The sequence below is a fragment of the Streptomyces sp. NPDC088730 genome, from assembly GCF_044751215.1.
GTDB lineage: Bacteria > Actinomycetota > Actinomycetes > Streptomycetales > Streptomycetaceae > Streptomyces.
On record NZ_JBIVLK010000002.1, the window covers coordinates 394,754 to 407,437 of the forward strand.

Annotated in this window: 14 protein-coding genes and 1 tRNA gene; 6 read left to right on the plus strand and 9 right to left on the minus strand. The window is 70.7% G+C overall.

Going from position 1 to position 12,684, the window contains the following annotated elements; all coding sequences use genetic code 11:
- Positions 1-121: 121 nt before the first annotated feature.
- Both ACIP89_RS08510 and ACIP89_RS08515 read right to left on the minus strand, forming a co-directional pair.
- Positions 122-637 carry an FHA domain-containing protein gene (locus tag ACIP89_RS08510; protein ID WP_401924911.1) on the minus strand — a complete coding sequence of 172 codons (516 nt, stop codon included), beginning with the start codon at positions 635-637 and terminating at the stop codon, positions 122-124.
- A gap of 10 nt (positions 638-647) precedes the next feature.
- Positions 648-1,541 carry an FhaA domain-containing protein gene (locus tag ACIP89_RS08515; protein WP_402113842.1) on the minus strand — a complete coding sequence of 298 codons (894 nt, stop codon included), beginning with the start codon at positions 1,539-1,541 and terminating at the stop codon, positions 648-650.
- A gap of 317 nt (positions 1,542-1,858) precedes the next feature.
- On the opposite strand from ACIP89_RS08515, the gene ACIP89_RS08520 reads away from it, so the two are divergent.
- Positions 1,859-1,941 (plus strand) — tRNA-Leu (locus ACIP89_RS08520).
- A gap of 340 nt (positions 1,942-2,281) precedes the next feature.
- On the opposite strand, the gene ACIP89_RS08525 is transcribed toward ACIP89_RS08520, so the two are convergent.
- Entirely contained in the window at positions 2,282-2,893 is a 612-nt protein-coding gene (locus ACIP89_RS08525; RefSeq protein ID WP_401924908.1) for an FMN-dependent NADH-azoreductase, read from the minus strand.
- Positions 2,894-3,019: 126 nt separating this feature from the next.
- Here ACIP89_RS08525 and ACIP89_RS08530 point away from each other — a divergent pair, with 126 nt between their 5' ends.
- The 4 genes from ACIP89_RS08530 to ACIP89_RS08545 all read left to right on the plus strand — a co-directional run bounded on the left by ACIP89_RS08530 (position 3,020) and on the right by ACIP89_RS08545 (position 6,477).
- Positions 3,020-3,367 (plus strand): winged helix-turn-helix transcriptional regulator, encoded by a 348-nt coding sequence (locus ACIP89_RS08530; RefSeq protein WP_390088369.1) that lies wholly within the window; start codon positions 3,020-3,022, stop codon positions 3,365-3,367.
- A 197-nt stretch (positions 3,368-3,564) separates the two neighbouring features.
- On the plus strand, positions 3,565-5,016 hold the full coding sequence (locus tag ACIP89_RS08535) for a DUF2252 domain-containing protein (RefSeq protein ID WP_402113844.1): 1,452 nt from the start codon (positions 3,565-3,567) through the stop codon (positions 5,014-5,016).
- 58 nt (positions 5,017-5,074) lie between these two features.
- Positions 5,075-6,085, plus strand: a complete 1,011-nt coding sequence (locus ACIP89_RS08540) for a J domain-containing protein (RefSeq protein ID WP_402113845.1) — start codon at positions 5,075-5,077, stop codon at positions 6,083-6,085.
- A 47-nt stretch (positions 6,086-6,132) separates the two neighbouring features.
- Entirely contained in the window at positions 6,133-6,477 is a 345-nt protein-coding gene (locus ACIP89_RS08545) for a rhodanese-like domain-containing protein (protein WP_401924901.1), read from the plus strand.
- Between the two features lie 318 nt (positions 6,478-6,795).
- Here ACIP89_RS08545 and ACIP89_RS08550 read toward each other — a convergent pair whose 3' ends face one another.
- The 6 genes from ACIP89_RS08550 to paaA all read right to left on the minus strand — a co-directional run bounded on the left by ACIP89_RS08550 (position 6,796) and on the right by paaA (position 11,698).
- On the minus strand, positions 6,796-7,956 hold the full coding sequence (locus ACIP89_RS08550) for an acyl-CoA dehydrogenase family protein (RefSeq protein ID WP_402114564.1): 1,161 nt from the start codon (positions 7,954-7,956) through the stop codon (positions 6,796-6,798).
- Between the two features lie 118 nt (positions 7,957-8,074).
- Positions 8,075-9,133, minus strand: coding sequence for a 2Fe-2S iron-sulfur cluster-binding protein (locus ACIP89_RS08555; protein ID WP_402113847.1), 1,059 nt, complete (start codon positions 9,131-9,133; stop codon positions 8,075-8,077).
- Positions 9,134-9,640: a 1,2-phenylacetyl-CoA epoxidase subunit PaaD gene (gene paaD, locus ACIP89_RS08560; RefSeq protein WP_401924896.1), complete on the minus strand. Its 507-nt coding sequence runs from the start codon at positions 9,638-9,640 to the stop codon at positions 9,134-9,136. It abuts the gene before it with no gap.
- A complete protein-coding gene (gene paaC / locus ACIP89_RS08565; RefSeq protein WP_402113848.1) occupies positions 9,634-10,335 on the minus strand; it encodes a 1,2-phenylacetyl-CoA epoxidase subunit PaaC in 702 nt (233 codons plus the stop codon). The genes paaD and paaC overlap by 7 nt, the downstream gene beginning before the upstream one ends.
- Positions 10,332-10,622 carry a 1,2-phenylacetyl-CoA epoxidase subunit PaaB gene (paaB, locus tag ACIP89_RS08570; RefSeq protein ID WP_311304484.1) on the minus strand — a complete coding sequence of 97 codons (291 nt, stop codon included), beginning with the start codon at positions 10,620-10,622 and terminating at the stop codon, positions 10,332-10,334. The genes paaC and paaB overlap by 4 nt, the downstream gene beginning before the upstream one ends.
- Positions 10,619-11,698 carry a 1,2-phenylacetyl-CoA epoxidase subunit PaaA gene (paaA, locus tag ACIP89_RS08575; protein ID WP_402113849.1) on the minus strand — a complete coding sequence of 360 codons (1,080 nt, stop codon included), beginning with the start codon at positions 11,696-11,698 and terminating at the stop codon, positions 10,619-10,621. Before paaA ends, paaB begins: the two co-directional genes overlap by 4 nt.
- A 114-nt stretch (positions 11,699-11,812) precedes the next feature.
- Between paaA and ACIP89_RS08580 the strand changes: the two genes are divergently transcribed.
- The gene (locus ACIP89_RS08580; protein ID WP_401926122.1) at positions 11,813-12,655 is read left to right on the plus strand and encodes a DUF5819 family protein; all 843 of its coding nucleotides are present in this window, start codon (positions 11,813-11,815) and stop codon (positions 12,653-12,655) included.
- Positions 12,656-12,684: the final 29 nt, after the last annotated feature.

The window sequence follows — 12,684 nt, forward strand, 5'->3', positions numbered from 1 at the left end:
CGCCCGTCGGTTCGGGGTACAGCCGGTCTCGCGCCACACTGCCCACCCTCCGGTCGGGAGCCCGGCCGGGTCCGATGTCCGGGCCGCCGCGGCTCGCTCGCTCCGCTCGCTCATTGTCGTACTACTTCCGCAGCTCGATGACGGTCTTGCCGATCCGGATCGGCGCGCCCAGCGGAACGGGCGTCGGGGTGGTGAGACGGGTCCGGTCCAGATACGTGCCGTTGGTGGACCCGAGATCCTCGACGATCCACTGGCCGTCACGGTCGGGGTAGATCCTGGCATGCCGGCTGGACGCGTAGTCGTCGTCCAGCACGATCGTTGAATCATGGGCCCGGCCCAGCGAGATGGTCTGCCCCTGGAGCGCCACCGTGGTGCCGGTGAGGGTGCCCTCGGACACGACCAGCTTGGTCGGCGCTCCCCGGCGCTGGCGGCCGGGCTGCTGGCGTTGCTGCGGTGGTGCCGCGGCGGTTTGGCGTGCCTGTGCCGGACGTGCGTCGTTCGCAGTGCGGCGTGAGCCGCGCTGCGTTACGCGCGTTCCGAACAGGTCGCTGCGGATGACCTGGACGGCCACGATCACGAACAGCCACAGAACAGCCAGGAAACCTAGCCGCATGACCGTAAGGGTCAGCTCTGACATTGCCCCCGCTTCACCCTTCGGCTTGCCGGTAAACGATGGTGGTGTTGCCCACGACGATCCGCGAGCCGTCGCGGAGCGTAGCGCGGGTTGTGTGCTGCCCGTCTACCACGATGCCGTTGGTAGACCCGAGATCCTGGATCGTCGAGGGCGTTCCGGTCCGGATCTCACAGTGCCGGCGGGAAACGCCGGGGTCGTCGATCCGCACGTCGGCGTCGGTGCTGCGGCCCATCACCAACGTCGGGCGGGAGATCTGATGGCGGGTGCCGTTGATCTCGATCCAGCGTCGCACCTGCGTGTTCGACAGGGGGCTGGGATTGGCCGGCGGGCGCCGGTCGGATGCGGATGCTGCGGGACGCCCCGCGCCCGGCGGCGGCGCCGCGGGCATGGGCGGGGCGGAGGAGGGCGGGTAGCCGTACCCGCCGGGTGCCTGCGGGGCGGCGGAGCGCCCGTGGCCGGGACGGGGCGGGGCGGAGGGCTGTCCGGACTGGCTCTGGAGGCCGTGCTGCTCGGGCTGGCCCTGCTGTGACGAACTCGATGCCAGCGTGCGACTGCGTACCCGGTAGAGCCCGGTGTCGAGGTCGTCGGCCTTCTCCAGGTGGACCTTGATGGGGCCCATGAAGGTGTACCGCTGCTGCTTGGCGTAGTCCCGGACCAGGCCCGAGAGCTCGTCGCCCAGCTGGCCCGAGTACGGGCTGAGCCGCTCGTAGTCGGGTGCGCTGAGTTCGACGATGAAGTCGTTGGGGACGACGGTCCGCTCGCGGTTCCAGATGGTGGCGTTGTTGTCGCACTCCCGCTGGAGGGCTCCAGCGATCTCGACCGGCTGCACCTCGGACTTGAAGACCTTGGCGAAAGTGCCATTGACGAGACCTTCGAGACGTTGCTCGAAACGCTTCATGACTCCCATGGGGCACCTCCTCCGGTGTCGTCGTCCCTGTACTGCTTACTGATCGTATCCACGCGTCGGGAAATCGGCTGGTTCCCCTTGTCTGCACTGCGGATGAGTGTCCCCCCTCACACGGATCGTAGAGGCGGTCTCCTCACAGTGTCCCGCACCTTGGGTGCACTCAGGAGGAGTGGGGGGCGCCGGGTCCGGGTTCCCGGTTCCCGTCAGGCGTTCGACGAAACAAAGGGATGTGAATCCGCCCTGTCCAGCGTGCTAATCTTCCAGATGTCGCCAGGAGCTCGCACCGAAAAGTGAGAGATTCTGGAAACACCACTCATGCGCGAGTGGCGGAACGGCAGACGCGCTGGCTTCAGGTGCCAGTGTCCTTTGGGACGTGGGGGTTCAAATCCCCCCTCGCGCACAAGAGAGAAGCCCCGCAGACCACGGTCTGCGGGGCTTCTTCGGTTTGGCCCCCGCCGCCCGGCTCCGGCCCGACTCCCGCCCCGCTGTGGGGCGTTCCGGTGTGGGTGTTGGCCGGTCTTGGTTTCACGTGAAACGCCCGATTGATGCCTGCCGACTGATGCCTGACGGTTGTCGTCCGCCGATGGGGAGGGCGGCGGGAGTCGGCCGGGGCAGGAGTGCTGGGATCGTTATACGGAGGGCCGGGGCCCCATGGGGCCCCGGCCCTCCGTACGCATGCGGGCGCCTGGGATCTCTCAGGCGGCCTCAGGTGTTTCGGGTGTTTCGGGTGTTTCGGCGTTTCAGGCGGCGAGCCGGGATGCGAGGCTCTTGGCCTTCTCCGTGGCGTCGGTGAGCGCCTTCGCGCGGGAGACCTCGGCGAGCGGGATCAGCTCGGCCATCGCCGGATTGCTGTGGGCCAGGGTGAGCTCCGGGACGATGAAGTCGACCTCGGCGGCAAACATGGAGGTCAGCAGCGTCGCCAGATAGTTCTGGACGAACTCGGCGCCCTCGCGCGGGGTGCCGGCGGCGTAGGAACCGCCGCGGCTGGCGACGACCGTGATCGGGGTACCGGCAAGCGGGCTGTCGGGGCCGGTGTTGTGGCCCGCGATGATCACGTGGTCGAGCCACGCCTTCAGGGTCGACGGAATCGAGAAGTTGTACATCGGTGCCCCGATCAGCACCGCGTCGGCGGCGATCAGCTCGGCGGCCAGTTCGCTGCGCAGCGGGTGCTCGGCGCCCGCGGCGGCGGCCGCGGCGTCCAGGTGCGGCAGTGGGTCGGCGGCGAGATCGCGGTAGACGACCTGCCCGTCGGGGTGCTGCTCGCGCCAGGCCTCCACGAACGCGGCGGTGACCTCGCGCGACGCGGATCCCTGCGGGAAGACGGCGGAGTCGAGGTGCAGAAGGGTGGCCATGGGTGTCTCCAGGGGGTCAGTAGCCAGGCGGGCTGGTGAGGCGGGCCTAGTTTTCGTATGTACCTAGTAATAGCATAGTGGCTTACTAATCGTAAGTCCCTGGTGATGGCGCAGTACCCTGGGCGTATGGCGGATCACAGCGAGCAGGCGTGCCGACGGGTCGACGTGAGCATCAGCCGCGTCTTCGAGCTGTTCGGCAAGCGTTGGACGGGGCCGATCGTCTCCGTGCTGATGCAGCAGCCCGTGCACTTCGCCGATCTGCGGCGAGCGATTCCCGGCATCAGTGAGCGCATGCTCTCGGACCGGCTGTCCGAACTGGGGACGGCGGGTCTGGTGGTCCGGGAGGTCGACGAGGGGCCGCCGCTGCGGGTTTCGTACCGCCTGACCCAGGCCGGGGCCGCGATGGAGCCCGCGCTCAAGGAGCTGGGGCGCTGGGCGGAGACGCATCTGACGGACGGCGGGGGCGGCTGCTAGTCGCTGGTGTTCCTCCCGGCAGAGCTTGCCGGGAGGAACACCGGGACCGGCTGTGCCGGAGGTTGTCCACAGGTGCTCGGAGCGGTCATCCACAGGGGGAGACGGCTGCCGGTGAACGGCGGTACCTTCGTCGGCAGTTGATGTTGGACCGGGTCGCCGGACGGCGGCTTCGGGCGAGGCCGGGGGAGCTGTGCGCCATGGGTGAGATCGAAGCGGCGGTGCCGGTACAGCGGGCCGTGGAGGGGGAGCCGCGCATTCCGGTCGTGCCCGGGTTCGCCCGCCGCGCGTATCCGGAGGGGCCCGGCGGGCCGCAGTCGCCGCGGGACGCGGGCAAGGCGCTGCGTGAGCGTGTGCCCCGGTCCTCGCACGCGTCGCTGGCCCTGCCCGGGGGCAGGCCCGACGCGGTGCGGGCGGTCGAGGAGTCGAACCGGGGCCGGGTGCCCGAGCTCACGCCGATCCGGGTGGGGCGAATGGCCGCCACCCCGTTCGCCTTCCTCCGGGGTTCGGCCGGGCTGATGGCCCACGATCTGGTGGGCACCCCTGTCACGGGTGTGGCGGCCCAGCTCTGCGGCGACGCCCACGCGGCCAACTTCGGTCTGTACGGCGATGCGCGCGGCAACCTGGTCATCGACCTGAACGACTTCGACGAGACCGTGACCGGGCCGTGGGAGTGGGATCTCAAGCGTCTGGCCACCTCGCTGGTGCTCGCGGGCCGTGAGGCGGGCGCGGACGAGGAGACGTGCCGCAGGGGTGCCTACGACACGGTGGGTGCCTACCGGCGGACGATGCGGCTGCTGGCCAAGCTGCCCGCGCTCGACGCCTGGAACGCCATCGCGGACGAGGAGCTCGTCTCGCACACGGACGCGCGTGATCTGCTCGGCACGCTGGAGCGGGTCTCCGAGAAGGCCCGCAACAACACCAGCGCCCGCTTCGCCGCGAAGTCCACCGAGGAGTCGGGGGACGGCGGACGCCGCTTCGTCGACGCGCCGCCGGTGCTGCGCCGGGTGCCGGACGCGGAGGCCGCGGCCGTGGCGGCGGGGCTCGGTGACTACCTGGGCACCGTCTCGCCGGACCGGGTGCCGCTGCTCGCCCGGTACGCGATCCACGATGTGGCGTTCCGGGTGGTCGGCACGGGGAGCGTGGGGACCCGGTCCTATGTGGTGCTGCTGCTGGATCACCGGGGTGAGCCGCTGGTGCTTCAGGTGAAGGAGGCCAGGCCCTCGGTGCTGGCCCCGTACCTGCCCGCTGCCGGGTTCGAGGTGCCGGAGGTGGAGCACGAGGGACGCCGGGTGGTGCTCGGGCAGAAGCGGATGCAGGTCGTCAGCGACATCCTGCTCGGCTGGACGACCGTGGACGGGCGGCCCTTCCAGGTGAGGCAGTTCAGGAACCGCAAGGGCAGCGTCGACCCGGCGGCCCTGGCCGCCGACCAGGTCGACGACTACGGCCGGATGACCGGCGCGCTGCTGGCCAGGGCGCACGCACACTCCGCCGACCCGAGGCTCATCTCGGGCTACTGCGGCAAGAACGACGAGCTGGACGAGGCGGTGGCCGCGTTCGCGGTGACCTACGCGGACCGTACGGAGGCGGATCACGCCGAGCTCGTGCGGGCGATAGGCGCGGGCCGGACAGCAGCCGAGCCGGGGATGTGACACCCGTTGCGCGGACCGCGCGTCTCCGGGGCGTTGGCCGTGGCCATACGCTGGACGGGTGACCCACGAAGCCGCCGGGGTGCCGACCACCCGGAACGACGATGACCGGCAGGACGACGACCGGCAGGACCAGGACGTGCAGGACCAGGACGTGCAGGGCCACGGTTCGCAGGACCAGGACCAGGACCAGAACCGGCAGGACGAGCGGGCCGGGCGCCCGGACGACGCGGGCGCCGAGACCGCTCCCCCCGCCGGGGTCCCGGCCGAGGGCGTCGGCGGCGGGCCCGCCGGGCAGCCGCGGCCCGAGGCGCGTCTCGCGCATGCCGTGCGGGTCGCCGAGCAGGCCCTGATCGAGTTCGAGATCGCGGTGGAGACCTTCCGGGTGGAGGTGGAGAACTTCTCCCGGCTGCATCACCAGCGGCTGGGTCCGATGTACGCGCGTCTCGACGAGCTCGATGCGCAGATCGCAGAGGCACGGGCCGCGATGACCGGCGACCCCGAGGATCTGCGCAAGGCGCAGGAGGCGCGGGCGGTCGTGATGCCCATGCCGGGTGTGGACGAGCTGTTCCACGACTGGATGGACTCCGACGGGCTGTCCCCCGAGGCGAGCGCGATGCTGACCGAGCAGCCCGTCCGGCCGCCGAAGCGGGTCCGGCCGACCGAGGAGGCCCGCAAGCTGTACCGCGAGCTGGCGCGCAAGGCCCATCCGGATCTGGCCCAGGACGAGGAGGAGCGGGCCCGCCGGGACGAGTTCATCACCCGCGTCAACGCCGCCTACGGGCGCGGGGACGAGGAACTGCTCAAGGAGCTGGCCCAGGAGTGGGCGGCCGGGCCGGCCGCTCCGGAGCCGGAGCTGGGTGAGGCCGATGAGCTCTACGCCCGGCTGAACTGGCTGACCCAGCGCAAGGAACTCCTGACGGTGCTCGCCCAGGAGCTGGAGCAGAGCGCGATCGGCGCCATGCTGCGGATGGCCCCGGATGATCCGGACCACTTGCTCGAAGAGATCGCGGATCAACTGCTGGGCGAGGTGTCGCGGCGTGAGGCGGAGCTGGCAGCCCTGGTGCAGTAGCGTTTCCGGGGATTTCGGAGCGTAACCAACGAGAGAAGGCATGACCCATGAATTTCGGCCCGCTTCCCACGGTCGATGTGACGGCGGTGCCGGCGGACGGCCTCGTGCTGGACGTACGGGAGGACGAGGAATGGGCGGCCGGGCACGTCGACGGCGCCCTGCACATCCCGATGAGCGGCTTCGTGGGCCGCTTCGGTGAGCTGACGGAGGCGGCGGAGGACGGTCGGCGCGTGTATGTGATGTGCCGGGTCGGCGGCCGGTCCGCCCAGGTCACCCAGTACCTGGTGCAGCAGGGCATCGACGCCGTGAACATCGACGGCGGAATGCTCGCCTGGGATGCCGCCGGTCGCCCGATGGTCACCGACAGCGGAAACCCCGCCTTCGTGGCCTGAATCGCCCGCTGCCCGGGGGTCTGGGGCTTTGCGCCCGGGGCTTGGGACCCGTCGGCCGGGGTCTGGGGCTTTGTGCCTGGGGCCTGGGACCCGCCGCTCGGGGGCTGGGCTTGGGGTCTGGGGGCTTGGGACCCGCTGCCGGGGTCTGGGCCTGGGGCTTGGGGCTTGGCGTCCGCGGCCTGGGAACTGCCGCCCGGAGGCTGGGCCGGGGGACTGGGATCCGTAGCCCGGGGTCTGGGCCCGGGAGACTGGGGCTTGGGTGTCTCCTGGCTGTCTCCGGCCAGGACGGCTCTTCCGGCTCCCCGGCGGCGGTGCGGGTCAGTCCAGGGAGTGTGCGGCCAGCAGGTCGCCCAGAGTCTCCTCGTGGGCGGCGGCCGGGCCGAGGGAGAGCTCGATCTGCTTCGCCCAGGCGTGGAAGCGGTGCAAGGGGTAGTCGGTGTCCGCGCCGAAGCCGCCGTGCAGGTGCTGTGCTGTCTGCACGACCCGGCGGACCCCGTCCGACGCCCAGATCTTCGCCACGGCGACATCGCCCGTCGGGGGCAGCGCGCCACTCCCGCCGGTGGCGATCCGCCAGGCGGCCTGCCAGAGGGTCACCTCCATGGCCCGCAGGTCTATGTAGCGGTCAGCGGCCTGTACGGCGACGGCTTGGAAGGTCGCCACCGGGAAGCCGAACTGCTCGCGCTTCCCGGTGTATTCGCTCGTCATGGCCAGCACCGCCTCGCCCAGCCCCAGCGCGAGCGCGCAGGTGCCGGTGGTGAGCAGTGCGCGCAGCCACTCCCAGGCGCCTGCGGCGTCGATCAGCTCGCGGGGCGCGATCCGTACCGCGTCCAGCCGTACCTCGCCGAATGGTTCGCCGCTGGTGGAGACCTGCTCCGCGATGGTGAGGCCGTCGTGGCCGCGACGGACCATGGCCACAACGGCGCGGCCGTCCCCGGTGTGGGCGGGCACCGCGATCCAGTCCGCTGTCCGCGCCCACGGCACGGCCGACTGCACACCGTCCAGCACCCAGCCGGCTTCCGAGCTGTCGCCCTTGTCCCCGGTGTCGTCCGGGCGGGCGGTGACGGCGAGTTCGGCCGGATCGTGGCCGGTGCGCCCATTGGCACCGACGGTGAGGACGAGCTCGCCGCGGCCGACGCCGGGCAGCAACTCGGCGGCCAGCCCTTGGTCTCCGTACCGCTGGAGCGCCATCGCGACCGCGCACGTCTCCAGCAGCGGCACCCGGGCGAGGACCTTCGCGGACTCGCGCAGCACCAGGCACAGCGCGATCAGGTCGAGGCCGGCCCCGCCGTGCTCGGGCGAAAGCGTCAGGCTCAGCAGATCCCCGGCGGCGAGCCCGGCCCACAGCGGCCTGTCGATGTCCTCGGCCACCGCACCCGGTACGAGTGCGGGGCTGGGAACCCCGTCGGGCGCGACGCCGGAGAAGACCGCCCGTGCCGCCTCTGCGGCTGCCTGCTGTTCCTCGGTGTAGGTGAAGTCCACTGTCCTGGCCTCCCGCGAACCGCTGTGCCCGTACCGGACCTGACGGAGCGTCAAGATAGAACAGGTTCTACAAGAAGGGAACAGGTGCGGTGCGGTGCGGCTTCGCCGAGCGGCGCGCTCACCGGTCGAAGTCGAGCTCCACCTCCCCGGTCACCGGATGGGACTGGCAGGCCAGTACATAGCCGGCCCCCGTCTCTTCCGGTTCGAGCGCGAAGTTGCGGTCCATCCGTACCTCGCCCGAGACCAGGAAGGCCCTGCACGTACCGCACACGCCCCCCTTGCAGGCGTACGGCGCGTCCGAGCGGCTGCGGAGCACCGTCTCCAGCAGCGATTCGCCCTCCCGCACGGGCCACTTGCCCGAGCGGCCGTCCAGGGTCGCCGTGAGCATGCTGTCCGCCGGGGCCTCGATCCGGGGGCGGACGGCGGCGCCGGGCCCGTCGTCGACGTGGAAGATCTCCTGGTGGATCCGGGCCCGCTCGACCCCCAGGCCGTGCAGCGCGCCCTCGGCGGCCCGGACCAGGCCGAGCGGGCCACACAGATACCAGCCGTCCACATCGGCCACCGGCAGCAGCGCGGGCAGCAGGTCGGTGAGCCGGTCGACGTCCAGCCTGCCCGAGGGGAGACCGGCCTGCTGCTCCTCCCTGGAGAGCGCGGTGACCAGCTGGAACCGGTCCGGGTAGCGGTCCTTGAGGTCGGCGACCTCGTCCAGGAACATCGTCGACGCCGCGGTCCGGTCACTGCGGATCAGGCAGAACGAGGCGTCGGGTTCCCGCGACAGCAGCGTCGCCGCGATGGACAGCACCGGGGTGATCCCGCTGCCGCCCACGATCGCCGCGAACTGCCCGGGGCGCGGGGTGAGTACGAAGCGGCCCATCGGGGGCATCGCCTCGACCTGGTCGCCGACCGCGAGTTCCTTCAGCGCGTAGGTGGAGAACACGCCGCCGTCGACGAGCCGGATGCCCACCCGCAGGCTCGGGCCGGCCGGCTGCTCGGTGGCCGGTGCGCAGATCGAGTACGAGCGGCGGACCTCCTCACCGTCGACGGTGTAGCGGACATTGAGGTGCTGGCCGGGCCTGTGGCGGAAGGTCTCGCGCAGATCCGGCGGCACGGCGAAGTCGACAGCGACCGAATCGTCCGTGAGCCGTTCGATCGCGCTGACCCGGAGCGGATGGAACATCTACAACTCCTTGAAGTGGTCGAACGGTTCGCGGCAAGAAACACACCTGCGCAGTGCCTTGCAGGCGGTGGACGAGAACCGGCTCAGCAGCTCCGTATCGGTGGAGCCGCAGTGCGGACAGCGCACCGACAGGGCGAGCGGCACGGGGCCGGCTGCGGACGAGGCCGCGTCGTGCGACCGAGGCGGCGCTATGCCGAACTCGGTGAGCTTGCGGCGCCCTTCCGCGCTGATGTCGTCCGTGGACCAGGCCGGGGTGAGGACGGTGACCACGGAGACCTCGGTCATGCCGTGGTCGAGCAGCACGCGCTCGATGTCCGTGGACATCGTCTCTATCGCGGGACAGCCGGTGTAGGTGGGGGTGAGCCGGACCGTGACGCGGCCCGGCGCCAGCACCTCCACGCCCCGGAGCACGCCCAGCTCCTCCAGGGTCAGCACCGGCAGCTCCGGGTCCGGGACGGAGCCGGCGAGGCCGCGCAGCTCATCCTCCAGCGCCGTGCGGGTCACCATGACGCCCCCGGGTGGCTGCGGTGCAGGTGCTGCATCTCGGCGATCATCCGGCCGAAGGGCTCCGTGTGGATGCCCTGACGGCCCGCTCCAGCCGTCCAGGCGCCGGTCTGCGGGCCGGTCGGCACGGTCAGCGTGGCACGCTCCAGAACGGTGGTGACGGACGCCAGCCAGTCGCTCCGCAGGGCGTTCCAGTCCACCTCGACGCCTTCGACCGGCTGGGACAGCTCACCGGTGAAACGCCACAGCGCGTCCACCGCGCGCTGCATCCGGTCGTGGCTCTCCGGCGTGCCGTCCCCCAGGCGCAGGGTCCACTGCTCGGCGTGGTCCCGGTGGTAGGCGACCTCCTTGACGGCCTTCGCCGCGATGCCCGCGAACTCGCCGTCACCGGCCGCCAGCCGCTCGTACAGTCCGTGCTGGTGGACGGAGAAGTAGAGCTGGCGGGCGATGGTGTGGGCGAAGTCGCCGTTCGGCTGCTCGACCAGCTGGACGTTGCGGAAGGCGCGCTCCTCGCGCAGATACGCCAGCTCGTCCTCGTCCCTGACGAGGGAGAGCAGCAGGCGGGCCTGGCCCAGCAGGTCCAGGGCGATGTTGGCGAGGGCCACCTCCTCCTCCAGCACGGGGGCGTGGCCCGCCCACTCCCCCAGCCGGTGCGACAGCACCAGCGCGTCGTCGCCCAGGGCGAGGGCCGCGGTCACAGGTGCTTCACCCCTTCCGGGATCTTGTAGAACGTGGGGTGCCGGTAGGGCTTGTCACCGGCCGGTTCGAAGAACGTGTCCTTCTCGTCCGGCGAGGACGCCGTGATCTGGGTGGACGGCACCACCCAGACGGAGACCCCTTCCGACCGGCGCGTGTACAGATCGCGTGCGTTGCGCAGCGCCATCTCGGCGTCCGGGGCGTGCAGGCTGCCGGCGTGGGTGTGGGAGAGGCCACGCCGCGAGCGCACGAACACCTCCCACAGCGGCCATTCCGTCGAGCTGCTCATGCTGTCGCCTCCCCGTTCGGTACGACCGTCGTCTGCGTGTGCTGCTTGTGCTGCGTTTGTTGCGTGCGCTGCTTGCGCTCGCTCTGTTGGTCGTGTTGGTTCTGTTGCTTCTGTGCGTAGGCGGCGGCTGCCTCGCGGACCCAGGCGCCTTCCTCGTGTGCCCGGCGGCGCTGGGTGAGGCGCTCCTCGTTGCACGGGCCGTTGCCCTTCAGGACCTCCTGGAACTCCGTCCAGTCGATCGCCCCGAAATCGTGCTGACCGCGCTCCTCGTTCCACCGGAGGTCCGGGTCGGGGAGGGTGAGGCCCAGCACCTCCGCCTGCGGGACGCAGATGTCGACGAAGCGCTGCCGCAGCTCGTCGTTGGAATGGCGCTTGATCTTCCAGGCCATCGACTGGGCGGAGTGCGACGAGGCATCGTCCGGCGGGCCGAACATCATCAGGGACGGCCACCACCAGCGGTTCACCGCGTCCTGGGCCATCTCGTGCTGGGCAGCGGTGCCGCCGCTGAGGGCCAGCAGCAGCTCGTAGCCCTGGCGCTGGTGGAAGGACTCCTCCTTGCAGATGCGGACCATCGCGCGGGCGTAGGGGCCGTAGGAGCAGCGGCACAGGGGCACCTGGTTGGTGATCGCCGCGCCGTCCACGAGCCAGCCGATCGCGCCGACGTCCGCCCAGGTCAGGGTGGGGTAGTTGAAGATCGACGAGTAGCGCTGGCGGCCCGCGTGGAGCTTGTCGAGCAGCTCCTCACGACCGGTGCCGAGGGTCTCGGCCGCGCTGTAGAGGTAGAGGCCGTGCCCCGCCTCGTCCTGCACCTTGGCGATCAGGATCGCCTTACGGCGCAGCGAGGGCGCGCGGGTGATCCAGTTGGCCTCGGGCTGCATGCCGATGATCTCGGAGTGGGCGTGCTGGGCCATTTGCCTGACCAGCGAGGCGCGGTAGGCATCGGGCATCCAGTCCCGCGGCTCGATGCGCTCGTCGGCGGCCACCGCGGCGGCGAAGGCCGCCGCCGGGGCTCCGTCCGCCCCATCGGTGCTGCCCGCTGTCGCCTGCGCTGCCTGGCCCGCAGTCAATGCCGCCATCCCGGACTCCCTACCGACCGATCGTTCGGTTCAATGTCTTCAATGGTGAGTCTGCGGCCCGTAGGGTGTCAACCCTGTGGATAACTGACCGGGATCGACGGGGATCGGGGCGGGATGGATTCGTACGACGACAGGGGCGTCGGCGGCAGTGACGGACGCCTGGCCGGTCCCGATTCGGGGGCACATCCAACGGTTCCCGACCCCCGTGCGGAGCCGGACCCCCGGGCCGATCCGGAGCCGAGTCCGAGTCCGAATCCGATACCCGGTCCGGTCCCGGGTACGGACCCTGGTCCGGAGTCCCGTTCCGGAATGGCCGGGCTGTCGTTTCCGTACCAGGTCGCCGCAGCTGTGGCGCTCGCGGTGATCGGGCTGGTCACCTGCACGCAGCTGGTGATGGTGTTTCTGCACGTCGCCCCCTCCAACACCCTGACCAAGCAGCACGGCAAGGGGGTGGACGAATGGATCTATCCGGAGTTCGAGCAGAACTGGAAGCTGTTCGCCCCCAATCCGCTGCAGCAGAACGTCGCCGTACACGTGCGTGCTGAGATCGCAGGGTCCGACGGCCGTCGTACAACCCCCTGGATGAGCCTCTCGGGCGAGGACGGCAAGGCGATACGCGGCAATCCGCTGCCCAGCCACGTCCAGCAGAACGAACTCCGCCGGGGCTGGGACTTCTACCTCGGGTCCCACGACAGCAAGAACCGGGCCAACGGGCTGCGCGGCACCCTCTCCGAGCAGTACATCCGCCGGATAGTCATGCTGCGTCTCGGTGAGCACGACTACGGCGGCACCGTCGAACGGATCCAGGTCCGCTCCGAGGTGCGGTCCGTCGCGGCGCCTCCGTGGAGCGACGAGAAGATCAGTACGAAACCGTCCTACCGGGTGCTGCCGTGGTGGAACGTCACCGCAGCCGACCTCCCCGAGGGCTCGGCGGACCCGAAGGAGACGGACCAGTGAGCACGCTCGGACCAGTGAGCACACCTGGA

What these genes read in the sequence shown, in the direction of transcription:
- ACIP89_RS08510 (WP_401924911.1), bottom strand. Translation starts at nt 637, where the DNA reads ATGTCAGAGCTGACCCTTACGGTCATGCGGCTAGGTTTCCTGGCTGTT.
- ACIP89_RS08515 (WP_402113842.1), bottom strand. Translation starts at nt 1,541, where the DNA reads ATGGGAGTCATGAAGCGTTTCGAGCAACGTCTCGAAGGTCTCGTCAAT.
- ACIP89_RS08525 (WP_401924908.1), bottom strand. Translation starts at nt 2,893, where the DNA reads ATGGCCACCCTTCTGCACCTCGACTCCGCCGTCTTCCCGCAGGGATCC.
- ACIP89_RS08530 (WP_390088369.1), top strand. Translation starts at nt 3,020, where the DNA reads ATGGCGGATCACAGCGAGCAGGCGTGCCGACGGGTCGACGTGAGCATC.
- ACIP89_RS08535 (WP_402113844.1), top strand. Translation starts at nt 3,565, where the DNA reads ATGGGTGAGATCGAAGCGGCGGTGCCGGTACAGCGGGCCGTGGAGGGG.
- ACIP89_RS08545 (WP_401924901.1), top strand. Translation starts at nt 6,133, where the DNA reads ATGAATTTCGGCCCGCTTCCCACGGTCGATGTGACGGCGGTGCCGGCG.
- ACIP89_RS08555 (WP_402113847.1), bottom strand. Translation starts at nt 9,133, where the DNA reads ATGTTCCATCCGCTCCGGGTCAGCGCGATCGAACGGCTCACGGACGAT.
- paaD (WP_401924896.1), bottom strand. Translation starts at nt 9,640, where the DNA reads ATGGTGACCCGCACGGCGCTGGAGGATGAGCTGCGCGGCCTCGCCGGC.
- paaB (WP_311304484.1), bottom strand. Translation starts at nt 10,622, where the DNA reads ATGAGCAGCTCGACGGAATGGCCGCTGTGGGAGGTGTTCGTGCGCTCG.
- paaA (WP_402113849.1), bottom strand. Translation starts at nt 11,698, where the DNA reads ATGGCGGCATTGACTGCGGGCCAGGCAGCGCAGGCGACAGCGGGCAGC.
- ACIP89_RS08580 (WP_401926122.1), top strand. Translation starts at nt 11,813, where the DNA reads ATGGATTCGTACGACGACAGGGGCGTCGGCGGCAGTGACGGACGCCTG.